Source organism: Yoonia sp., from assembly GCF_017854565.1.
In the GTDB taxonomy this organism is placed as follows: domain Bacteria; phylum Pseudomonadota; class Alphaproteobacteria; order Rhodobacterales; family Rhodobacteraceae; genus Yoonia.
Window position 1 is genome coordinate 25,810 of the sequence record NZ_JAFMHJ010000006.1, and the last position, 22,039, is coordinate 47,848.

Below are 22,039 nucleotides of genomic sequence, written 5' to 3' on the forward strand. Positions count from 1 at the left end.
CATGGCTGAAAACACCGGCACCGCGACGCTCACGATCAAAGGCAAGACATACGAACTGCCGATGCATTCGCCCACAAATGGCCCCGATGTGATCGACATCCGCAAACTTTATGCACAGGCCGATGTGTTCACTTACGACCCCGGCTTCACCTCGACCGCCGCCTGTGACAGCACCATCACCTTTATTGATGGCGACAAGGGTGAACTGCTGCACCGTGGCTACCCGATTGATCAACTCGCCAGCCAGTCCCACTACCTCGAGGTGTGTTACCTGCTGTTCTACGGCGAACTCCCCTCCGCAGAGGAGCTTGAGAAATTTGAATCGCTCGTGACCAATCACACGATGATTCATGAACAGATGCACAACTTTTTCCGCGGTTTCCGGCGCGACGCGCACCCGATGGCCACGATGGTCGGTGTCGTGGGCGCCATGTCCGCGTTCTATCACGATAGTACCGACATCAATGATGCCCACCAGCGCGAGGTCGCGTCGATCCGCTTGATCGCCAAGATGCCGACGATTGCCGCGATGGCCTATAAATACTCGATCGGCCAGCCGTTCGTCTATCCGCGCAATGATCTCGATTACGCCGCAAACTTTCTGCACATGTGCTTCTCCGTGCCGGCTGAGACGTATAATGTGAACCCGATCATGGCCCGCGCGATGGACCGGATTTTCACGCTACATGCAGATCACGAACAAAATGCCTCGACGTCGACCGTGCGTCTGGCATCATCTTCGGGTGCCAACCCGTTCGCTTGTATCGCGGCAGGTATCGCCTGTCTTTGGGGCCCGGCCCACGGCGGCGCAAACCAAGCCTGCCTCGAGATGCTGCGCGAAATCGGCACCGTTGACCGGATCCCGGAATTCATCGCCCGCGCCAAGGATAAGGACGATCCGTTCCGCCTGATGGGCTTTGGCCACCGCGTCTACAAAAACTTCGACCCGCGTGCCAAAGTCATGAAAGAAAGCGCGGACGAGGTGCTTGATCTGATGGGCGTGGAAGACAATCCCACACTGCAAGTCGCCAAAGAGCTGGAGCGCGTCGCTCTTGAAGATCCCTATTTCAAGGAAAAGAAACTCTACCCCAACGTCGATTTCTATTCGGGTATCATCCTCGATGCGATGGGCTTCCCGACGTCAATGTTTACGCCAATCTTCGCCCTCGCTCGGACCGTCGGCTGGATTTCACAGTGGAAAGAACAGCTTGCCGATCCACAACTCAAGATTGGTCGGCCACGTCAGCTGTATCTGGGCGAAACGGCCCGCAACTACGTCGATATCGAAAAACGCTGAAACGATGGGCTGCCTCAGGGCAGCCCTTTTTCCATCAGGCTTGCGCAAAGCCGGGGGGAACGTACAATGATCCTGACCACAGACCGGCTCGTTTTACGCGCACCCATGCCCACAGACGTTGATGCGATGTTTGCCGCCTACAGCGACCCGCGCGCAATGCGCTACTGGTCCACGGCACCGCACGAAACGGCCACCGTCACCCAAGACCTGCTTGACCGCTGCATCGCATGGTGGGCCATTCAACCGGTCAATTTTCATATCACGATCAATGACATGTATATCGGCAGCGCTGGCAACTTCCGCGGTGATGAAATCGGCTTTATGCTGCATCCAGACTACTGGCGCCAAGGCATCCTGACCGAGGCAATGCAGGCCATTATCCCTTACCTATGGGAGGTCACAGATCACACCCAACTCACGGCGGACGCTGACCCAAATAACACGGCTTCTGTCAGACTGCTGCAAAAATTAGGTTTTCACGAAACGCATCGCGCTGAAAAAACATTCGTTATCAATGGGGTGTGGTCCGATAGTGTGTATTTCGCCCGCTACCGGCCAGCGCTGTAACAGACCCCTTAACGCCCTTCATAACGGGCGGGGCGTTTTTCCATAAAGGCCACGACGCCTTCCTGAAAATCGCGGGTCTGACCGCAGCGCCCCTGCAATTTCGCCTCAAGCGCCAATTGCTCGTCGAGTGAATTCTCAAACGACCCTCGGATCGCCTTTTTCAACTGCCGGTAAGCGACAGTTGGGCCCTGCGCCAACTGGGCCGCACGGCCCTGCACATGCGCAAGAAACGTCGCCGCCGGGGCTGTTTCATAGATCATGCCCCACCGTTCCGCCTGCACAGCCGAAATCTTGTCGGCAAACAACGCAGCCCCCATCGCCTTGGCGGCCCCCATCTGGCGTGGCAACCAATAGGTACCACCCGCATCGGGGATCAGACCAATGCGTGTAAACGCCTGCACAAAATAGGCGTCCTCGGACGCGATCACCACATCGGCCGCCAGCGCCAGATTCGCCCCGGCCCCGGCAGCCGGACCATTGACCGCAGCAATGGTGGGAATCCGGCAATCAAAAATTGCCTTCAGCATCGGCACATATTCATCGCGCAGCGTTCGTTCCAAATCCAGCGCCGCAGCCGACCCACTGTCGCCCAGATCCTGCCCCGAACAGAACGCCTTGCCGGCCCCTGTCATGATCAGCACCCGCGCCTCTTTTTCGGCGGCTTTCACGGCGTGGGTAATCTCGGCCCGCATCTGCGTGTTAAGGGCGTTCATCAATGCGGGACGGTTCAGCGTAATAACAGCGACCGAATTGCGAATCACAAGTGTAATGGCCTGATAGTCCATGCGCGCTGTCCTTTTTTGTCTGTTGTCCGTAACCTACTGAACTCATCGGTTCAGGAAAGGGCAACCGAACGTCACGCCTCTAATATTTTATCTAACTCGGCCTGTTCAGCGTCTGTCAGCGCCGCCGGGGCGGTCCGCCGCCGCCGAATGGTCGCCCAGCCCACACCAAGCGACAGCACCAACATCGCGGGTGCGGCCAGCCACAGGATCAGATTGGCGCCACGCGCATCAGGCCGCAGCAGCACATATTCGCCATAGCGCGCCACCATGAAATCCACGGCTTGCGCATCAGTGTCGCCTGCAACAATCCGTTCGCGCAGCACAATCCGCAGTTCCCTGGACAGCGTCGCGTGGCTTTCATCAATGCTTTCATTGCGGCAAACCGGACAACGCAACCCTTGCGATATCTCCCGCGCGCGTGCCTCCAGCGCGGGATCATCCAACATCTCGCCGGGTTCTACGGCCCAAACGGGCGCAGCCACCAGCAACAAAATGATCAACAACCGCCTCATTCGGCTGGCACGGCTTTGGCCATCTTTTTCGGCGCAGCGGCACCCACGCGCAACCGCCGGTCAGACAACGAAAGCGCGCCCCCCAACGCCATCAGCATCGCACCACCCCATATCCAGTTGGCAAACGGTTTGACATAGACACGCACTGCATAGCCGCCATTGACCTGCGGATCGCCGATCACCACGTAGATATCGCGCAGAATACCATTGCGGATCGCCGCCTCAGTCGTTGGCATGTTTGCCACCGGATAGAACCGCTTCTCCGGGGTCAAGACTGTCAACTGGCGGTCGCCCTGCCACACTGACATATCGGCCATTGTGGTCACATAGTTCGGCCCTTGCTGTTGCCGCACCTCGTCCAGCTGGAATGAAAACTGGCCGACTGACCAGCGATCACCGATATCAGCGACGCGAATGTCCTCTTTTTGCCAAGCCGTTATCGCTGCGATTCCAAAAATCGTGACGCCCATCCCGATATGCGCAACAGCCTTGCCCCAATCGGCACGCGGTAGCCGCCTGATCCGGGTCAGGCGCAGCGCCCAACTCTCGCGTCCACCGCGCATCCACAGATCGGCCAACGCGCCACCAACAACCCAAACCCCCAACGCCACGCCAATCGGCCCCAGCGCGGAATGCCCGCTTTGTATCGCGAATGCCAAACCCGCCAGCGCCACGGCCAAGATCAGCCATGCACCCAACGGCTTGGCCGCACGGCCCAACGTGCCCCGCTTCCATGCCAGCATGGACCCCAGCGGCAAGATCACAGCAAGCCCCACCATAAACGGCGTAAACGCGGCATCAAAGAACGGCGGTCCGACGGAAAGCGTACGATCGAACAGCAGCTCCGCCACCAGCGGCCAAACCGTGCCGATGAACACGACAAACGCGCTCACCGCGAGCAGAATATTGTTCAGGATCAGCGCGCTCTCACGGCTCACCGTCGAAAACACACCCTTTGACTCCATCGCACCGGCACGTGCGGCGAACAGCGTTAGCGCCCCACCCAGAAACACCGCAAGAATGATCAGGATCAAAACACCGCGCGCCGGGTCATTGGCAAAGGCGTGCACCGACGTCAGCACCCCCGACCGCACGATGAACGTGCCCAGCAGCGAAAATCCGAAAGCCAAAATCGCCAGAAGGATCGTCCAGCTTTTCAGCGCCTCGCGCTTTTCGACCACGATGGCCGAATGCAGCAGTGCGGCGGCAATGAGCCAAGGCATGAAGGACGCATTTTCAACCGGGTCCCAAAACCAAAACCCGCCCCAGCCCAATTCGTAATAAGCCCACCAAGACCCCAGCGCGATGCCCACCGTCAAGAACATCCACGCGGCCAGCGTCCATGGCCGGACCCAGCGCGCCCATGCCGCATCCACCCGACCCTCGATCAACGCGGCCACGGCAAAGGAAAACGACATGCTCAGACCGACATAGCCAAGATACAAGAACGGCGGATGAAACGCCAAACCGGGGTCCTGCAACAGCGGGTTCAGGTCGCGCCCATTCAGCGGCGGCACGGCCAGACGCAAAAACGGGTTCGATGTGAACAGGATAAAGGCCAGAAACGCGACCCCGATAGATGCCTGAACCGCCAGCACACGTGCCTGCAAACGTGCCGGCAACCCGCCGCCAAACAATGCGGCAACGGCCCCGAACAGCGTCAAAATCAGGATCCATAGCAACATGGACCCTTCGTGGTTCCCCCAAACGCCGCTGATTTTATAGATCATCAGCTTGTCCGTGTGGGAATTTGCATAGACCAGCTTCAACGAGAAGTCAGAGGTTACAAAAGCCCACGTCAGCACTGCAAATGAAAACCCCACCAGCAAAAACTGCGTAATCGCCGCAGGTTCCGCCACGGCCATCATGGCCGCATTGTTACGGTGCGCGCCAACCAAGGGTACGATCATCTGAACCAAGGCGACGCCAAAGGCCAGAATCAATGCGAAATGTCCAAGTTCTATCAACATACAATATACATAGCGCAAACCGACGCCGGGCAAAATAGCTGGCGCATCACATCGACGATACATTTCAACGCACCCCAGCCAATCCCCCGGCCCAAATCAATCTCAGTGCGCAAATCCGCCCTGCAGCGCGTAGGTCAGTGCCGCCATCAACAGCCCGCCAATGATCAGCCGCACAAGCCATTTCAGGGTGTCTTCGATTGCGCCCAAACGATCCGCGACATTGCCGCGATGGACCTCATCCACCGCATTGCGCATCTCCAACACGATCAAGCGGCGCTTTATCTGATCCGACAACTCATCATCCATGGCTTGCCTGCCAATCCATCAATGCCGCGTTGGGCGCCGCTGCGGTCCGGGCGTCATAGATATGCTTGGCCGGGTCCGACACACGCTGCGCCGTGATCAAACTTTGTGCGACAGAGTGTTGAAATTCCTGCTCTTTCACCTGATGACGTGCCCCAAAATAGAAACTCACAATCGCGCCCATCAACCACCAAAGCGGCTCCGGCACCAGCGCAAGACCCGCCATTCCTTTGGTAAAACCATCTGGATCGCGCATCGCCGTCACAAACAGCCAGATCGTTCCCAACGCCAGAAACGGCCTTGGCAACCGGTTCAGCGCGTCAACCAAGCGGTCAAACAACCCTTGGCGCGGGTGCGCAAACTCTGCGGCGAACTGCTGCAGGCTCTGGCTTTTGGCATCCGCATCGCGCATCGCACCCTTTTCGGCGTTGACCCGAAACACCTCGGCTGTCTCGGCCAGCACATTGCGCCCATCACCAAAGATATAACCCATCAAACCCGTTATCAGTCCCATCGTGCTGTCCTTTGCTGATGTTGTGCATCTGTAAGGTGATACTTCGGCGCGATGAATTCCTCGGCCCGCACGATCCAGCCACCCTTCCCGCCGTCGCGGCGGCGCGCGTATTTGCGGCTGTTCGCCCGCCGGTCGGCCAAATCGTAATAATAATTGCGCCGGGCAATCCCATAGGCATCCACCAGATGCTCCGGTGCCGCCTCTGCCGCCCGCGTGGCCGCTGCAATCGTCTGCGGACCGATGACACCATCGACCGTCACGGAAATGCGCATGTCACCCAACAAACGCTGCATGATTTTGATCGCTTGCGCCCCTGCGTTGACATACATGTCGAAAACGCTGGCGTGCAGCACGACGGGCAATTGATCAATCTTGGGTCGCCGAAAATAGTGTTCGACGAAAATAGACACCGCCTGCACCTTGTCCAGAACACGCACATCCGCTTCCGTCACCTGCCCGTCGCCCGTCAGGTCAAGGCCAAGCCTGCGCATTGTGTGGATCGTCACCCCGTGTTTCGTCGCCCCGCCGGGATCATCGGGGTCATTCACATATCCACCCTCGCGGGCGACAATCGCGGTCGCAATTTCCGTGATGTTTTGCATCGGCAGCCCTCATGTCCGTGAAACATGAAGGCTGCGCTGAATGTGTTAATTCGTGACTGCGGCACCGTCCGGTGTGACGTATGTCCCCTGCGCCTTAAGCGCGTCAATCACCTCTTTTGGCATGTAACTTTCGTCATGTTTCGCAAGGATTTCAACAGCTTCAAAGCGACCGTTTATGTAATTCCCCTGCGCGACCATACCCTGACCCTCATCAAAAAGGTCTGGCAGAATGCCGGTGTAGACAACGGGCACAGACGCGCCGCCATCGGTCACGACAAAACTGATCTGCTCGCCCTGACCACGCACCAACGACCCGCCTTCAACCAGCCCGCCAATCCGAAACCGCTCGGTCGGCGGCGGCGGTGCCTGGGTTACCTCACTGGGCGAACGGAAGAACTGAAACGATTCGTCCGGCAAGAACCAAAGGAGTGTCAGCACCGCCGCAAGACAGACGCCCGCGATCCCGATCACCTGAACCCGGCGGCGTTTCTTCAGGGACTTCAAACCGCTCATGGGAACACCGGCGACAGCTGCAATCCCGCCGTCTCCTCCAGCCCCAGCATGATATTCGCATTCTGAAGCGCCTGCCCAGACGCCCCCTTCATCAGGTTATCCAGTACCGACACGATAATCATGCGCCCCGGCGCGCGATCCGCAACAACCCCGATATGACACAGGTTCGATCCCTTCACATGCTGCGTCGCAGGGGTTTTGCCCAATGGCAGCACCTGCACGAACGGCGCATCGGCATAGGTATCAACCAGCACCTTATGCGCCGCCGCAGCATCCCCCGCGGCATAGATCGTGGCCATCATGCCCCGGCTCATCGGCAGCAGATGTGGGGTGAACGTCGGCGCGACCGCGACGCCGGCGGCCAGTGACAGCTCTTGATCCAACTCGCCCATATGCCGATGATGGGCCACGCCGTAGGCCATGAACCCTTCGTTCACTTCGCAATACAGATTGCTTTCTTTCAACGCACGCCCCGCGCCCGACACTGCGGACTTGGCGTCAATCACCAGCCCCTCGGGCTTGACCGCACCAGCGCGCAACAGCGGGATCAGCGGCAACAGCGATGTGGCCACATAGCAGCCCGTGTTGGCGGTGATCTGCGCCTTGGCAATGGCGTCGCGGTAAACTTCGGGCAGCCCATAGGCAACCTGCGGCTGGATATCCATCGCGGTATGGTCAAGCCCATACCACTTCTTGTAACTTTCCGCATCGCTCAGCCGGAAATCCGCCGACAGATCGACCAATTTCAAATGTGCAGGCATCGTCTTGGCAAACCCGTGGGTCAGCCCATGCGGCAGCGCACAAAATGCCAGATCAATCCCGGAAAAATCAATTTCCTCAATTGTTTGCAGCCCGGGCAAATCCAAATGCCGCAGATGCGGAAACACATCCGCCATCTGTTGACCGGCATTGCGATCCGCAGACAGCGCCACGATCCGCAGATCAGGATGGGTCGTGATCAACCGGACCAGCTCGGCCCCGGTATAGCCAGAAGCGCCCAGAATGGCGACGTTGTGGGTCATGGTAAGATCCCCCTTTGGATCAGATGTAGGAGAACTGGCGCGGCGGTTCAATCAGGCCGCCTGAAACGTGATCTGTCGGCGCAAGAACTGTGTGGCACGGGTTGACACGCGCACCGGGTCCCCCGTGGTCAAAAACGCGCTTTGCGTCCCCGGCCCTACCATTTCAGGGCGGCGCCCCAGATAGTCGGCCAAACTCTCGGCGACCAGATTGGCCTGTGAAAACACCTTTACATCCGCACCCAATGCGTCCTGAAACACCTCCGCCATCAGCGGGTAATGCGTACAGCCCAGTATCGCAGCATCCGGCATGGGCATCTTGCGCCTGAGAGCATCAACATGGCTGCGCACCAGCGCATCGGCCAAGATCATGTCGCCATCCTCGATGGCATCAACGACACCCCCACAGGCCTGCGCCTCGACATCCACGCCGATGGCCCGGAATGCCAATTCCCGCTGAAATGCGCGGCTGCTGACCGTCGCGGGCGTCGCAAACAGCGCCACATGCTTGGTGGCCACCTCGCGGGGCGGGGAGTTGTCGCCCCACTGCCGCTCTGTCAACGCCTCGATCAATGGCACAAACACACCCAAGACCCGCTTGCCCGGGGGCACCCACGCTTCTTGCATCCGGCGCAAAGCCGCAGCGCTGGCCGTATTGCAGGCCAAAATAACCAAATCACAGCCCGCATCAAACAGCCGCTGGGTCGCCGCCGTGGTCAGGTTGTAAATATCGTCCGGCGCACGCACGCCGTACGGTGCATTGGCGCTGTCCCCCAGATAAACCAAGGGGACGTCCGGCAGCCGCTTTGCCACAGCCTCCAGCACCGTCAGCCCGCCCAACCCGCTATCGAATATGCCCACTGCCATTGCGCACCTTGTATTTCTTTTCAAATTCGTGCCCCAGATGGCTGCTATCCACGGGGCTTGGACTCAGCTCATACGTCGCTTTGCGCAGGAAATCCATGCAGGCTTTGGGGTCTTTCTTATACGCTGACAAAACGTCGGACGGGATCGGGTCGCCAATGACAACCCGCACCGGCTTGTTGATCCGGGCGCGGAACTCGCGGATGAACATCCCCGTGCGCAAAGTGCTATGAATATGACTGGCGATCTGAAAAATTCGGCTGTTCCCACCCTCAAAGAAGATCGGCACGACCACGGCGTCAGATCTGGCAATCATCTTGGCCGTAAACGTCCGCCAACTGGGGTCCATCGGCTGCGAAAACGGTGTCGCCGACGTGGACACCGTGCCGCCGGGGAATATCCCGATGGCACCGCCCGCAGACAAATAACGCACCGCTTCGGCACGGGTTTCAAGGTTCAGCTTGGCGGCTTCCTTGGTCTCATCAAACGAAATCGGCAGGATCACCCGCTCCAGATCCGGCGAACGGCGGAAAATCCGATGCGCCAGCACCTTGAAATCGCCACGGCGCCGCTCTGACAGGATACGGCCCATCATCAGCCCATCCAGAATGCCGTACGGGTGGTTAGACACCAGGATCAGCGGCCCGGTGCGCGGAATACTGTCCAGCGACCCCGAAACCACCTCCAGTTTCAGCCCATAGCGCGCTGAAATGACTTCCCAAAAGTCCTGACCATCAGCAACATCCAGATCATAGCCTTTGGCCTTGTAGATCAGCCGCAACCGGCCCGTTGCATTTTCCATCACCCGGATTACCGCGCGCCCACCCCGGCCCTTGGCCGCGCTGGCATATGTGATGTCGCGGGCAACCCCATCGTCGTTTCTCGGCATGCGTCCGGCCTGTCTACTGCGTGTTGCCCGACGTTAGCATGGCCGGGCAACAATCAAATGACAATCCCATCATGGACCCACGTTACTCTGCCGCCTGTTGCATCGGCGCGGTACGCAACACAGCCAGCAGTTCTTCACGCCGCTTCGCCGCCTTGCGCACATTTGCGTCCTTGACCGGTCCGAAACCGCGAATATCCAATGGCAGTGCCGCCAAAGCGGCCGCCGCATCGCGGGTATCGGGGCGCACACTTTTCAGCATATCGGCCATATCCGCCTCATATTGCTTGATCAGCGCCCGCTCCATCCGCCGTTCGGCCGTCCGCCCAAAGGGATCAAACGGCGTGCCGCGCAAAAACTTCAGCTTGGCCAACTTCGGAAATGCCCACGCCATGCGCTCACCGAACTGCCGCTTGGCCGGGCGGCCATCAGGGCCGGTCTTGCTGATGATCGGCGGCGCCAGATGATATGTCAGCTTGAGATCACCGTCGAATGCGTCTTCTGCCTTCTGCCGGGTCTGCGTCAACAGCCGCGCGACCTCGTATTCATCCTTATACGCCAGCAACTTATAGTATCCCTTGGCGACGGCCTCCCGCAGCGGCGCATCCTGAAACCGATCCACCAATCCGCGATAGCGTCTGGCCAGCCGCATCCCCTGATACGCGACCAACTGATCAGCGCGGAATGAGATTTTTTCATCAAGCGTCTGCGGCAGTTGGGCCACATGCGACGTCAGCAGCGCATTGGCTTGCGCAGGGTACAAATACGCCCAACGGCCCAGTTCGAACGCACGGATATTGCGGTTGATCGCCGCGCCGTTCAGCTCGATCGCACCAAGGATGGATTCGTATTGCAACGGAATGGCCCCCATCTGCCACGCCGCGCCAAAGATCATCATATTCGAGAAAATACTGTCCCCCATCAGCGCTTTGGCCAGTTCCGACGCATCGAACATCGCCAGCCCATCTTGCAAACGCGCCTCAAGCGACACGCGCAACTGATCCGCAGGCAGGCGGAATTCGGGATCGCGGGTGAAATCGCCGGTCATGATCTCGTGACTATTGACCACACCCTTGGTGCGTCCGGTTTTCATCAAACCAATCGTCTTGGACCCGGCGCTGACCACCAGATCACCCCCGATCAGCACATCACATTCGCCCGTGGCGACGCGAATCGCAGTGATATCACTTGGCTTCTCGGCAATCCGGCAATGGATATGCACAGCCCCGCCCTTTTGGGCCAGCCCCGCCATTTCCATCATGCCTGCGCCCTTGGCATCCATATGCGCAGCCATCGCCATCACCGCGCCGATGGTGACCACACCCGTGCCGCCAACCCCGGTAATCACGACGTTATGGGTGCCGCTGATCACTGGCAGCTCGGGATCGGGCATATCGGGCAGATCCACCGTCGCCGTCGCCTCTTTGCGGATTTTTGCGCCCTCTATTGTGACAAACGACGGACAAAACCCTTTGACGCAGGAAAAGTCCTTGTTGCACGACGACTGGTCAATTTCGCGCTTGCGGCCCAACTCCGTTTCGACCGGCACGATGGACACACAGTTCGACTGCACCCCGCAGTCGCCGCAGCCCTCGCAGATGTCGGTATTGATAAACACACGCTTGTCAGGGTCTGCAAACAGCCCCCGCTTGCGGCGGCGCCGCTTTTCTGCCGCGCAGGTCTGCACATAAACGATGGCCGACACGCCTTTGTATTTCCTGAATTTATCCTGAACCAAAGGCATCTCGTCGCGCTCATGCACATCCAACCCTTTGGGGAATGCAGCCAGATCAATGTCTTCTTTTTCATCATAGACAAGCGCCACATTGCGCACGCCCATTGCCTGCAATTCACGGCAGATCTGCGCCGCCGTAAGGCCCCCGTCATTGCCCTGCCCACCGGTCATCGCCACCGCGTCATTATACAAAATCTTATAGGTGATATTGGTCCCGGCCATCAGCGCAAAGCGGATCGCCTGAACGCCCGAATGGTTATACGTGCCATCGCCAAGGTTCTGAAAAACATGGTCGCGGGTCGAAAACGGCGCCTCACCAACCCAATTGGCCCCCTCGCCGCCCATCTGCGTAAAACCAACCGTGTCGCGGTCCATCCATTGCACCATGTAATGGCAGCCGATACCGGCATAAGCGCGCGACCCTTGCGGCACTTTGGTCGATGAATTATGCGGGCAGCCCGAACAGAAATACGGCAAACGGGCCGCGATTTCGGGGGCATTATCGGCCCGGCGCGCCTCTGACAGCGCGACAAGCCCGGCGGTCACGCCGGCAGAGCCACAGCCCTCTTCCACCAAAATCCCACCCAGCTTTTCAGCTATCCAAATCGGATCGAGCGCGGCACGGGTCGGGAAAATCTCTTCGCGACGCCCCTCTGAATGTTCGTCGCCCTTGTGCCAGCCATAGACACGGGTGTTGCTGTCGTCAAAAAGCGCCTCTTTCACCTGCACTTCGATCAGCTTGCGCTTTTCCTCGACGACGACCACCAGATCAAGACCCGCCGCCCATTCATAGAACGACGCCATATCCAGCGGCCAAACCTGACCGACCTTATATGTGGTAATCCCCAGCCGTTCCGCCTCGGCTTCATCAATCTGCAACAGCGACAGCGCATGCTGCAAATCCAGCCAGTTCTTACCGGCGGCCACAAAACCGATCTTGGCCCCTGCCTTGCCCCATTTGCGCTGATCCATCCGATTGGCACGCGAAAACGCCTCTGCGGCGAACCGTTTGTGGTCAATCATCCGCGCTTCTTGCAACTGCGGCGTATCGACCAAACGGATATTCAGACCGCCCTCAGGCAACGCCATGTCAGGTGTCACAAACGTCAGCCGGTGCGGGTCGGCATCCACAACCGACGTCACCTCGATGGTGTCCTTCATCGTCTTCAGACCGACCCAAACCCCCGCATACCGCGACAGAGCCCAGGCATATTGCCCATAGTCCAGAATCTCCTGCACACCTGCGGGGGACACAATCGGCATATACGCATCAATCATCGCCCAATCCGACTGATGCAGCGTGGTCGAACTTTCGCCCGTGTGATCGTCGCCCATCGCCATGATCACGCCGCCATGGGGGCTGGTGCCCGCCATATTGGCATGCCGCATCACATCGCCGGACCGGTCCACACCGGGGCCTTTGCCGTACCACAGCCCAAAGACGCCGTCATACTTGCCCTCGCCGCGCAATTCCGCCTGCTGGGCCCCCCATAGCGCCGTGGCCGCCAAATCCTCGTTCAGTCCGGGCTGGAACGTGACCTGCGCAGGCGCCAATACGTCTGCCGCCCGGGTCATCTGCATATCCACCGCCCCCAGAGGCGACCCGCGATAGCCGGTCACATAGCCCGCCGTGTTCAACCCGGCCTTGGCGTCACGCGCCCGCTGCATCAGCATCAACCGGACAAGCGCCTGCGTGCCGTTCAGCAACACTTGCGTCTTATCTAGGTCGTAACGATCACTTAACGATACATCTTGATGGGCCATGTCGCACCTCCCCGGACGTCAAAACACTTAAATCACAGTATAGGTCAAAAATACTGACCTACAAAGCGGAAAATAAAACCCATAAGGTTTGCAACTGAATGCCCGCATGGCGTAATGATCTTTCCATAAGCGCGGTTATTTGACAGACAGCAGGATAATATGGACTGGGATAAGTTAAGAATATTTCACGCCGTCGCGGACGCGGGCAGCCTGACACACGCCGGTGATGTGTTGCACCTGTCGCAATCCGCCGTCAGCCGGCAAATCCGCGCGCTCGAAGAATCACTCAGCACAACGCTGTTTCACCGCCATGCCCGCGGACTGATCCTGACCGAACAGGGTGAATTGCTGTTCGACGCCGCCAAATCAATGAACAAACGGCTCGAAGCGGCCTCTGCCCGCATCCGCGACAGCGAAGAAGAAGTGTTCGGCGAATTGCGCGTTACCACGACCACCGGCTTCGGCACGCTGTGGCTCGCGCCCCGCCTGCCCAAACTTTATGAACAATATCCCGACCTCAAGATCGACCTGATGCTCGAAGAACGCGTGCTTGACCTGCCCATGCGCGAGGCCGACGTGGCGATCCGCATGAAAGAGCCGTCACAGGCCGACCTGATCCGCAAACGGCTGATGTCCGTGCGCATGCGGCTTTATGCAACCGAGACGTATATCGCACAGCGTGGCATGATGCATGATATATCCGACATCACGAACCACCGCTTGATTTGTCAAAGCCTGAATTCCACGCAGGTCGCTGCCAGTGCCACACTGGTCCAGCACCTGATGACCTACGACGTGCCCAGCCTGTTCACCGTCAACAACTACTTCGGCGTCCTGCAAGGCGTGCTCAACAATCTCGGCATCGGGGTCCTGCCTGATTACGTCACCGAAGATTTTCCCGCCCTCGTCCGCGTCCTGCCTGATCTGGAAAGCGGCGAAGTCCCGGTGTTCCTCGCCTACCCCGAAGAACTGCGCCAATCCAAACGGATCAGTGCCTTTCGCGACTTTGTCCAGGATGAAATCTTTGCCCACCGGCGTAAAATCAGAGAAGCGTCAGCACCGTCATAACCCCAGTGGCGCAGCTACGCCGCATACTCAGGCTGGCGCGCGTCGCCCCGGACTTTGGCCATTTCCGCGACCAGCTTTTCCGCCTGCCGACGCGTGATCTTTGCGCGGACCGTCGGCCCATACCCATTGTCAGGGTCGCTGCGCAACGCAGGCAAAACATCGAACAACGTCTCACGCTGCGCCGCACTCAGCATCGCCACCCCGGTTGGACCGGGATAAAAACTTTCCGACTGCGCCCCATTCGCCCGCAAAAGCGCGTGTTTCGCAAGCAACAGATGAAAATAGGTCGCCTCTTTTTTTCCACGCATCCAGCGCACGCCAACCATTTCGGTCAGTCCCTTTGCAGGCGCCAAGACCTCCGCATGGCCAAACATTTCCTGACACAGTTCATTGCGGATCAAAACATGATGCTGCGGCGACACAACCAGCTCAACAAACGGCAAACCGCGCCCCAACGCACCTGCCTTGATCGCAATCGGCTTATACTTCTCATCCGCGCCGGGCCATAGATGGGTCGAATGGGTGGCCCAGATCAACGGCTGCGGCCCGTCATCACCAAACTGCCACGACGCAGGTCATCGACACGGACCGGTCCGGTTGGCGTCTCAATCATCGTGCCTGCAAGATAGCACACCGGCGTCGGCGGCGGCGTAGTGTCAAGACCCTGAACCGTGATCGCACCATTGCCGAACGCATTCATTTGCGTTTCGGTCGCACCGGATTCAGGCAGAAACGCCAGCCGCGTTACGTCACCGGGCGCAGGATAATCAATGACCGAGACAAGCGCGACTGGATCACCCCGAAACAGTACCGGCACCTGATTGGCGCCGTTATTGTTGTTCGTTGGCAATGTGCCAGAAAATTCGTAAACAAAATCATAAGCCACGCCATTGATCAGGACCTGCGTATCGGGGTCCGTGATACCCGCGCCCAGCTGCTCCAGAATTGTGTCGCCGGGGTCGGTTCCGGACGCCAGGCGTATAAACGTGATTTGTACACTGGCATCACCCGTCAAATTCAATGCCGCGTTATTTGCCGATGGGCTATCGGTACGTGCCCAGAATGTGTCCGTCAAAGCTTCTTCACTCTCAATTCCCCCCCGGAGGCTCAGATCTCCGACACTGGTTTTACGGCTCATCGCACCAATGCCCGGCCCAGCCATCAAGTCACCGGATTTCCGCGTCGATCATTCTGTTAAAGCACCCGAGTTAAACCCCCGATGAACCGAACCGCATCAGCCATGCAGAAACCACATGGCGGCATTGCGGTCGCGTAATGGTATTTTTTCTTGAATGGTCAAATATTGCACCCTATCTGATCATTCGAAGGCGATGATGCGTAAGCGCGCATCGCTTTCACCTCCCTGTTGGACTTCGCCGGGCCTTAGTGCCCGGCACTTTTTTCTTTAAAATCGTGCTTCCCCCTCGCCGCTGGCACCGTTAAAAGGCCAACAACTGCCGGAGGCCGCACATGCAAGAACCCCACATCACCGATGAATTGATCGCCGCTCATGGGCTGAAGCCCGACGAGTACCAGCGTATCCTCGAAATCATCGGGCGCGAACCGACCTATACGGAGCTTGGTATTTTCTCGGCCATGTGGAACGAACATTGCTCCTATAAATCATCCAAGAAATGGTTGCGGACCCTGCCCACGACCGGCCCCCAGGTTATCTGCGGCCCCGGCGAAAACGCAGGCGTGGTCGATATCGGCGATGGTCAGGCCGTTGTGTTCAAAATGGAAAGCCACAACCACCCCAGCTACATCGAACCTTATCAGGGGGCGGCAACCGGCGTGGGCGGTATTCTGCGCGATGTCTTCACAATGGGCGCGCGCCCCATTGCCGCAATGAACTCGCTGTCGTTCGGTGAACCCAGCCACCCCAAAACCCGGCAACTGGTCAACGGCGTCGTCGCGGGCGTCGGCGGCTACGGCAACTGCTTTGGCGTGCCCACAATCGGCGGAGAGGTCCGTTTTGACCCCGCCTACAATGGCAACTGCCTCGTCAACGCCTTTGCCGCAGGTATCGCGGACACCGATAAGATATTCTACTCTGCGGCCTCAGGCATCGGCATGCCCGTCGTCTACCTCGGCGCCAAGACCGGACGCGACGGCGTCGGCGGCGCCACCATGGCCAGCGCCGAGTTCGACGACACCATCGAAGAAAAACGCCCCACCGTCCAGGTCGGCGACCCTTTCACCGAAAAACGCCTGATGGAAGCGACCCTTGAACTCATGGCGACGGGTGCCGTGATCTCCATCCAGGATATGGGCGCGGCCGGCCTGACCTGCTCGGCGGTGGAAATGGGCGACAAGGGTGGGCTGGGCGTCCGCCTCAACCTCAACGCGGTGCCCCAGCGCGAAGAAAACATGACCGCATACGAAATGATGCTGTCCGAAAGCCAGGAACGCATGCTCATGGTCCTCAAACCAGAGCTTGAGGCAGAAGCCCGCGCGGTGTTCGAAAAATGGGACCTCGATTTTGCCATCGTCGGTGAAACCATCGCCGAAGACCGCTTCATCGTCCTGCACAACAACGAAATCAAGGCCGACCTGCCACTGGCCACCCTCTCCGGCTCGGCCCCTGAATACGACCGCCCTTGGGTGCCGACACCCGCCGCCGACCCCTTGGGTGACGTGCCCGGCGTCCATCCGATTGACGGGCTCAAGGCGCTGATCGGCAGCCCAAACTATGCGGGCAAACAATGGGTCTATGAACAATACGACCAACAGGTCATGGGCGATACGGCCCGCACACCGGGTGCCGGCTCTGGCATCGTGCGAATCCACGGCACCGATAAATCTCTGGCCTTCACCAGCGACGTGACCCCCCGCTATGTCAAAGCCAACCCTGTGATGGGCGGCAAACAGGCCGTCGCCGAAGCCTATCGCAACCTGACCGCCGTGGGCGCCACGCCCCTTGCCGCAACCGATAACATGAACTTCGGCAACCCCGAAAAGCCCGTGATCATGGGCCAGTTTGTCGGTGCCATCCAAGGTATCGGCGAAGCCTGTATCGCCCTCGACATGCCCATCGTTTCGGGCAATGTCTCGCTTTACAACGAAACCGACGGCACCGGTATCCTGCCCACCCCGACCATCGGGGCCGTGGGCATCATCAAACACCCCGATGACATGATCATCGGTCAACTCCGCGAGGGGCACGTGCTTCTTGTGCTCGGCGAAACCCTTGGCCACCTGGGCCAGTCCGCCCTGCTCGCCGAAGTCCACAACCGGGTCGAAGGCGACGCGCCGCCCGTCGATCTGTCCGCGGAAAAGCGGCACGGCGACTTCATCCGCGCCAACCACACCCTGATCACGGCCTGCACCGACCTCAGCGATGGTGGCCTCGCGCTGGCCGCCTTTGAACTCGCCGAGACCGCAGGGGTCGGCATCACGCTGGATGCCGAAGACACCCCAACCCTGTTTGGCGAAGATCAGGCGCGCTACCTCATCGGTTGCAACTTCGATCAGGCCGAAGCCTTGATGTCCGCCGCCGCCAGCGCCGGAGTGACCCTGACAACCGTCGGCAAGGCAGGCGGCACCACCGTCACCCTTGGCCAATACAGCGCACCGCTGGATGAACTCGCCCATATCTACCGCACAGCATTTGAAGTGGCCGTCGCCTGATCCTTTTCTTATGTCCATAAAATACTCCCGCCGGAGGCGCAGACTTGCCGACCGGCACCAGCGTACTTAGATTACGTGCAACAGACCAAAGGACCGCCCATGCCGATCACCGCCCATGAGATCGAAACCCTGCTGCGCAGCAGCTTCCCCGACGCCCGGATCAGCGTGCAGGGCGACGACGGCGCACATTTCGCCGCCGAAGTGATCGACGAAAGCTTTCGCGGCAAAAACCGGGTCCAGCAACAACGCGCCGTCTACGCCGCCCTCAAAGGCAAAATGGACGGCACCAATGGCGAACTTCATGCCCTGGCGCTGACCACCAAGGCGCCGGACTAACGCCACATATGACACCAAAGTCGTTCTCAGACTTTGCCCTCACCACAAAGGACATCCCCAATGACCGCCGTAGACAAAATCAAAGACACCGTGACCGCCAACCAAGTCGTGCTCTTCATGAAGGGCACAAAGTCCATGCCGCAGTGCGGTTTCTCCTCCCGCGTTGCAGGCGTGCTGAACTTCATGGGCGTCGATTTCGCCGACGTGAACGTGCTGGCCGATGAGGAAATCCGCCAGGGCATCAAAGACTACTCCGACTGGCCCACCATCCCCCAACTCTACGTCAAGGGCGAATTCGTGGGCGGCTGCGACATCATCACCGAAATGATGCTCTCGGGCGAACTTGATACGCTCTTTTCCGACAGCGGCGTGTCCTTCGACAAAGACGCCGCCGACAAAATCCGCGAAGCCAACGGCTAAACCAAAAACAAAGGCGACGCTCATGCGAAGCGTCGCCTTTCAAATCGCGATATCAAGAATGCGCGGTAGCGCCCCTTTTTGGTCAGCCCGCCTTCGCCTCGACCTGATCGGCAAGAGCCTCGGCACGGGCGGCAATTTCGGCCAGCGTATCGGTCACCGCCGCAGGCACCACAGGCACTTCAATCCGTTCCGGTGCCGGCGTGGGACGCTGCTCCAGTTTCTCAATCTGCCCATGCAGTTTCGCCACTTCGGCATCCGCGACGCGTACGCGGTCTTCCAGTCCTGCGGTCTTGTCCGCCAGCATCAGCCCCGCCATCAGCAGCATCCGCGCCTCGGGCATCCGGCCAATCTGCTCCGACAGATGCGCCGCCTCGCCGTCCAGCATGGCCGCTGCGGAATGCAGGAAATGCTCTTCCCCGTCCTGACAGGCCACTTCAAACGTGCGGCCGCCAATGGAAATTTCAACCTGCGGCATGGGGTGCCTCCGTGATCAGGGGTTTCAATTCGGCCAGGATCGCATCAATTTCAACAGCGTCCGCAGACCGCTGCGCGTGCAATGCCTCCACTTCGGCGGTCACCGCCGCGTCATGCAATTCAGGTGCAAGCCCTTCGGTGATAGCGGCACGCAACTGCGTATTCATCTCGCGCAACTGGACATTGGACGCCCGCAACCGCTGCAATTCCCGGTCAAGCTGGGTCATCTGCGCGCGCTGTGTCTCCACCCGCTCGGTCAATGACGCCACTTGCGTGTCCTGCCGTTCCTTGAGCAGCCGCACCCGCTCAACCAATGCGACGTTGGCCGCGCGTTCGTTTTCCAATGCCACCGAAATCGACGCACTGGCAGCCACCTGCGCATCCTGTGCGTCAACGCCGCGCCTGATCCGGTCAAGAGCCGCCGTTATCCGACTTTCCAACGCACTAATATCACTCATCCGCCTGTCCTTTCGTGGCCACCAACGCTGGCCCGGAAATGCCCCGGTGTGTCCGCCGTCCGCATCAAAATCGACCCGGCGTCAGGCGGCTCTTGTGCAAATTTGCAGCCCCGCGCGCCGAATCGCACCCTTGTTGCACCAGACTAAGCCATCGACACGGCCCCCGCAAACGGGCAGGTTGTAAGAAAATGAATGACTTAGCTGTCACGCTTGATCTCAGGGGGGACCCTGATATGAGGCTGACAAACTTGTCGTTCACCATTCTTAATAGGACTTGACCACCTTGGATATTGCAGCCCTTCGGACCGCCCACCCTGATCACTGGATGAAAGCCGCGGCCATCCGCACCCTGACACTGGACGCGGTCGCCGCTGCCAACTCCGGCCACTCCGGCATGCCCATGGGGATGGCCGATGTCGCCACCGTGCTTTTTGAAAAGCACCTTAAGTTCGATCCGAAAAATCCCGCATGGCCAGACCGCGACCGCTTCATCCTTTCGGCGGGGCACGGGTCCATGCTGCTGTATTCCTTGATGTACCTCACCGGCTACGAAGACATCACCCTGCAGCAGATCAAGGATTTCCGCCAATGGGGTGCCAAAACCGCAGGTCACCCCGAATTCGGACACGCGCGCGGCATTGAAACCACCACCGGCCCCTTGGGTCAGGGCATCGCCAACTCAGTCGGCTTTGCGATTGCCGAAGAAATTCAGCGCGCCACCTGGGGCAAAACCATCATCGACCACCACACCTACGTCATCGCCGGCGACGGCTGCCTGATGGAGGGGATCAGCCAAGAGGCCATCGGCCTTGCCGGCATGCAAAAACTGTCACAGTTGGTTGTTCTGTTTGACGACAACAACATCACGATCGACGGCACCGTGGACATGGCCGACATCACGGACCAGCCTGCGCGCTTTGCGGCATCCGGCTGGCACGTGCAATCCATCGACGGCCACGACCCGGTCGCGATCGACGCGGCCATCACCGCTGCGAAAAACGATCCGCGCCCGTCCATGATCGCCTGCAAAACCCACATCGCTCTGGGACACGCGGCACAGGATACCTCCAAGGGCCACGGCGCACTGACCAACGCCGAACAGCTGATCGCGGCCAAGGCGGCCTATGGCTGGAACCACGGGCCCTTCGAAATTCCCGCCGATGTCAAATCCCAGTGGGAAGCCATCGGCGCGCGAGGCGCGACCACCCGCAGCGATTGGGACGCCCGCTTTGCGGCACTGTCGGACACCAAACAGGCGGAATTCAACCGCATCTATGCCGGCGAAGCCCCCAAGAACCTCAGCGCGACAATCCGCGCCCTCAAAAAGCAGATCAGCGAAGGCCAGCCATCGGTCGCAACCCGCAAATCATCCGAAATGACGCTGGAAGTGATCAATCCGATCATGATGGAAACCATCGGCGGCTCGGCTGACCTGACCGGCTCGAACAACACCAAGACCGCCGATCTTGGCATCTTCAACCCCGGCAACCGCAAGGGCCGCTACATCTATTACGGCGTGCGCGAACACGGGATGGCGGCTGCAATGAACGGCATGGCGCTGCACGGTGGTGCGCGGCCCTACGGCGGGACGTTCATGTGCTTTACCGACTACGCACGCGGTGCGATGCGGCTGTCGGCCCTGATGGGGATCCCCACGACCTATGTGATGACCCACGACAGCATCGGCCTTGGCGAAGACGGGCCAACGCACCAGCCGGTCGAACATCTGGCGATGATGCGCGCGACACCCAACACCCATGTTTTCCGCCCCGCAGACACCGTGGAAACCGCCGAAGCCTGGGAACTTGCGCTGACGTCGAAAACCACGCCGTCGGTGCTGTGCCTGTCGCGCCAGAACCTGCCCACGGTGCGGACCGAACATAAGGTTAAAAACCTGACCGCCCAAGGCGCCTATGTGCTGGCCGACGCTGACGGCAAACGTCAGGCGATCATCATGGCAACCGGGTCCGAGGTCGAAATAGCCCTCGCCGCCCGTGACCTGCTGCAAGCCGATGGCATCGGCACCCGCGTTGTGTCCATGCCGTGCTGGGAATTGTTCGAAGAACAAGACGAAAGCTACCGCAAGCGCGTCCTGCCCGCAGGCCCCGTGCGCGTCGCCGTCGAGGCGGGCATCCGCTTTGGCTGGGACCGCTGGTTGTTCGGCGAACGCGGCAAGCGCGAAAAGTCTGGATTTATCGGCATGCACGGCTTTGGCGCGTCGGCCCCGGCGGAACGTCTGTTCGAAGAATTCGGCATCACGGCGAAAGACACGGCCGCCAAGGTGAAGTCCTTGATCAAGTAGGGGTGGGTCAAGACCCACCT

General features: G+C 59.5%; 20 protein-coding genes and 1 pseudogene. 7 read left to right on the plus strand and 14 right to left on the minus strand.

Annotated features, from left to right (window positions below):
• The first annotated feature begins 1 nt into the window (after position 1).
• Positions 2 to 1,297 (plus strand): citrate synthase, encoded by a 1,296-nt coding sequence (locus QZ196_RS04395; protein ID WP_296424305.1) that lies wholly within the window; start codon positions 2 to 4, stop codon positions 1,295 to 1,297.
• Positions 1,298 to 1,363: 66 nt separating this feature from the next.
• Positions 1,364 to 1,864, plus strand: coding sequence for a GNAT family N-acetyltransferase (locus QZ196_RS04400; protein ID WP_296424306.1), 501 nt, complete (start codon positions 1,364 to 1,366; stop codon positions 1,862 to 1,864).
• An 8-nt stretch (positions 1,865 to 1,872) separates the two neighbouring features.
• Here the strand turns inward: QZ196_RS04400 and QZ196_RS04405 are convergent, their stop codons facing one another.
• The 11 genes from QZ196_RS04405 to QZ196_RS04455 all read right to left on the minus strand — a co-directional run bounded on the left by QZ196_RS04405 (position 1,873) and on the right by QZ196_RS04455 (position 13,331).
• Positions 1,873 to 2,649, minus strand: a complete 777-nt coding sequence (locus QZ196_RS04405) for an enoyl-CoA hydratase-related protein (RefSeq protein WP_296424308.1) — start codon at positions 2,647 to 2,649, stop codon at positions 1,873 to 1,875.
• Between the two features lie 71 nt (positions 2,650 to 2,720).
• Complete coding sequence (locus QZ196_RS04410) at positions 2,721 to 3,161, minus strand: cytochrome c-type biogenesis protein (RefSeq protein ID WP_296424309.1); 441 nt, start codon at positions 3,159 to 3,161, stop codon at positions 2,721 to 2,723.
• On the minus strand, positions 3,158 to 5,131 hold the full coding sequence (locus tag QZ196_RS04415) for a heme lyase CcmF/NrfE family subunit (RefSeq protein WP_296424311.1): 1,974 nt from the start codon (positions 5,129 to 5,131) through the stop codon (positions 3,158 to 3,160). The genes QZ196_RS04410 and QZ196_RS04415 overlap by 4 nt, the downstream gene beginning before the upstream one ends.
• A 102-nt stretch (positions 5,132 to 5,233) precedes the next feature.
• Positions 5,234 to 5,437, minus strand: coding sequence for a hemolysin XhlA family protein (locus QZ196_RS04420; RefSeq protein ID WP_296424313.1), 204 nt, complete (start codon positions 5,435 to 5,437; stop codon positions 5,234 to 5,236).
• A complete protein-coding gene (locus tag QZ196_RS04425) occupies positions 5,430 to 5,948 on the minus strand; it encodes a holin family protein (protein ID WP_296424314.1) in 519 nt (172 codons plus the stop codon). Before QZ196_RS04425 ends, QZ196_RS04420 begins: the two co-directional genes overlap by 8 nt.
• Positions 5,939 to 6,550: a holin-associated N-acetylmuramidase gene (locus tag QZ196_RS04430; RefSeq protein ID WP_296424316.1), complete on the minus strand. Its 612-nt coding sequence runs from the start codon at positions 6,548 to 6,550 to the stop codon at positions 5,939 to 5,941. Before QZ196_RS04430 ends, QZ196_RS04425 begins: the two co-directional genes overlap by 10 nt.
• Positions 6,551 to 6,595: 45 nt before the next feature.
• Positions 6,596 to 7,063 (minus strand): cytochrome c maturation protein CcmE, encoded by a 468-nt coding sequence (ccmE, locus tag QZ196_RS04435; RefSeq protein WP_296424318.1) that lies wholly within the window; start codon positions 7,061 to 7,063, stop codon positions 6,596 to 6,598.
• Positions 7,060 to 8,085, minus strand: coding sequence for an N-acetyl-gamma-glutamyl-phosphate reductase (gene argC / locus QZ196_RS04440; RefSeq protein ID WP_296424320.1), 1,026 nt, complete (start codon positions 8,083 to 8,085; stop codon positions 7,060 to 7,062). The genes ccmE and argC overlap by 4 nt, the downstream gene beginning before the upstream one ends.
• A 51-nt stretch (positions 8,086 to 8,136) precedes the next feature.
• A complete protein-coding gene (locus QZ196_RS04445) occupies positions 8,137 to 8,949 on the minus strand; it encodes an aspartate/glutamate racemase family protein (RefSeq protein WP_296424322.1) in 813 nt (270 codons plus the stop codon).
• Positions 8,927 to 9,835: a lysophospholipid acyltransferase family protein gene (locus QZ196_RS04450; RefSeq protein ID WP_296424324.1), complete on the minus strand. Its 909-nt coding sequence runs from the start codon at positions 9,833 to 9,835 to the stop codon at positions 8,927 to 8,929. Before QZ196_RS04450 ends, QZ196_RS04445 begins: the two co-directional genes overlap by 23 nt.
• Positions 9,836 to 9,917: 82 nt before the next feature.
• The gene (locus QZ196_RS04455; protein ID WP_296424326.1) at positions 9,918 to 13,331 is read right to left on the minus strand and encodes an indolepyruvate ferredoxin oxidoreductase family protein; all 3,414 of its coding nucleotides are present in this window, start codon (positions 13,329 to 13,331) and stop codon (positions 9,918 to 9,920) included.
• A 159-nt stretch (positions 13,332 to 13,490) separates the two neighbouring features.
• Between QZ196_RS04455 and QZ196_RS04460 the strand changes: the two genes are divergently transcribed.
• Positions 13,491 to 14,399, plus strand: a complete 909-nt coding sequence (locus tag QZ196_RS04460; protein WP_296424328.1) for a LysR family transcriptional regulator — start codon at positions 13,491 to 13,493, stop codon at positions 14,397 to 14,399.
• A 14-nt stretch (positions 14,400 to 14,413) separates the two neighbouring features.
• On the opposite strand, the pseudogene QZ196_RS17570 reads toward QZ196_RS04460, so the two are convergent.
• A pseudogene (locus QZ196_RS17570) lies at positions 14,414 to 15,561 on the minus strand (Hint domain-containing protein).
• A gap of 308 nt (positions 15,562 to 15,869) precedes the next feature.
• Between QZ196_RS17570 and purL the strand changes: the two are divergent.
• From purL to grxD, 3 genes are all read left to right on the plus strand, one after another.
• Positions 15,870 to 18,029 carry a phosphoribosylformylglycinamidine synthase subunit PurL gene (purL, locus tag QZ196_RS04470; protein ID WP_296424329.1) on the plus strand — a complete coding sequence of 720 codons (2,160 nt, stop codon included), beginning with the start codon at positions 15,870 to 15,872 and terminating at the stop codon, positions 18,027 to 18,029.
• A 99-nt stretch (positions 18,030 to 18,128) separates the two neighbouring features.
• Entirely contained in the window at positions 18,129 to 18,365 is a 237-nt protein-coding gene (locus QZ196_RS04475; protein ID WP_296424331.1) for a BolA/IbaG family iron-sulfur metabolism protein, read from the plus strand.
• Between the two features lie 60 nt (positions 18,366 to 18,425).
• Positions 18,426 to 18,785 (plus strand): Grx4 family monothiol glutaredoxin, encoded by a 360-nt coding sequence (grxD, locus tag QZ196_RS04480; protein ID WP_296424334.1) that lies wholly within the window; start codon positions 18,426 to 18,428, stop codon positions 18,783 to 18,785.
• An 82-nt stretch (positions 18,786 to 18,867) separates the two neighbouring features.
• Here grxD and QZ196_RS04485 read toward each other — a convergent pair whose 3' ends face one another.
• Entirely contained in the window at positions 18,868 to 19,260 is a 393-nt protein-coding gene (locus QZ196_RS04485; protein ID WP_296424336.1) for a cell division protein ZapA, read from the minus strand.
• Entirely contained in the window at positions 19,247 to 19,717 is a 471-nt protein-coding gene (locus tag QZ196_RS04490; protein WP_296424337.1) for a hypothetical protein, read from the minus strand. The genes QZ196_RS04485 and QZ196_RS04490 overlap by 14 nt, the downstream gene beginning before the upstream one ends.
• Positions 19,718 to 20,000: 283 nt before the next feature.
• On the opposite strand from QZ196_RS04490, the gene tkt reads away from it, so the two are divergent.
• Complete coding sequence (tkt, locus tag QZ196_RS04495; protein ID WP_296424412.1) at positions 20,001 to 22,019, plus strand: transketolase; 2,019 nt, start codon at positions 20,001 to 20,003, stop codon at positions 22,017 to 22,019.
• Positions 22,020 to 22,039: the final 20 nt, after the last annotated feature.

Bases quoted from the DNA above. Each gene is read 5' to 3' on its own strand.
- QZ196_RS04395 (WP_296424305.1), top strand. From the start codon at position 2: ATGGCTGAAAACACCGGCACCGCGACGCTCACGATCAAAGGCAAGACA.
- QZ196_RS04400 (WP_296424306.1), top strand. From the start codon at position 1,364: ATGATCCTGACCACAGACCGGCTCGTTTTACGCGCACCCATGCCCACA.
- QZ196_RS04405 (WP_296424308.1), bottom strand. From the start codon at position 2,649: ATGGACTATCAGGCCATTACACTTGTGATTCGCAATTCGGTCGCTGTT.
- QZ196_RS04410 (WP_296424309.1), bottom strand. From the start codon at position 3,161: ATGAGGCGGTTGTTGATCATTTTGTTGCTGGTGGCTGCGCCCGTTTGG.
- QZ196_RS04415 (WP_296424311.1), bottom strand. From the start codon at position 5,131: ATGTTGATAGAACTTGGACATTTCGCATTGATTCTGGCCTTTGGCGTC.
- QZ196_RS04420 (WP_296424313.1), bottom strand. From the start codon at position 5,437: ATGGATGATGAGTTGTCGGATCAGATAAAGCGCCGCTTGATCGTGTTG.
- QZ196_RS04425 (WP_296424314.1), bottom strand. From the start codon at position 5,948: ATGGGACTGATAACGGGTTTGATGGGTTATATCTTTGGTGATGGGCGC.
- QZ196_RS04430 (WP_296424316.1), bottom strand. From the start codon at position 6,550: ATGCAAAACATCACGGAAATTGCGACCGCGATTGTCGCCCGCGAGGGT.
- ccmE (WP_296424318.1), bottom strand. From the start codon at position 7,063: ATGAGCGGTTTGAAGTCCCTGAAGAAACGCCGCCGGGTTCAGGTGATC.
- argC (WP_296424320.1), bottom strand. From the start codon at position 8,085: ATGACCCACAACGTCGCCATTCTGGGCGCTTCTGGCTATACCGGGGCC.
- QZ196_RS04445 (WP_296424322.1), bottom strand. From the start codon at position 8,949: ATGGCAGTGGGCATATTCGATAGCGGGTTGGGCGGGCTGACGGTGCTG.
- QZ196_RS04450 (WP_296424324.1), bottom strand. From the start codon at position 9,835: ATGCCGAGAAACGACGATGGGGTTGCCCGCGACATCACATATGCCAGC.
- QZ196_RS04455 (WP_296424326.1), bottom strand. From the start codon at position 13,331: ATGGCCCATCAAGATGTATCGTTAAGTGATCGTTACGACCTAGATAAG.
- QZ196_RS04460 (WP_296424328.1), top strand. From the start codon at position 13,491: ATGGACTGGGATAAGTTAAGAATATTTCACGCCGTCGCGGACGCGGGC.
- purL (WP_296424329.1), top strand. From the start codon at position 15,870: ATGCAAGAACCCCACATCACCGATGAATTGATCGCCGCTCATGGGCTG.
- QZ196_RS04475 (WP_296424331.1), top strand. From the start codon at position 18,129: ATGCCGATCACCGCCCATGAGATCGAAACCCTGCTGCGCAGCAGCTTC.
- grxD (WP_296424334.1), top strand. From the start codon at position 18,426: ATGACCGCCGTAGACAAAATCAAAGACACCGTGACCGCCAACCAAGTC.
- QZ196_RS04485 (WP_296424336.1), bottom strand. From the start codon at position 19,260: ATGCCGCAGGTTGAAATTTCCATTGGCGGCCGCACGTTTGAAGTGGCC.
- QZ196_RS04490 (WP_296424337.1), bottom strand. From the start codon at position 19,717: ATGAGTGATATTAGTGCGTTGGAAAGTCGGATAACGGCGGCTCTTGAC.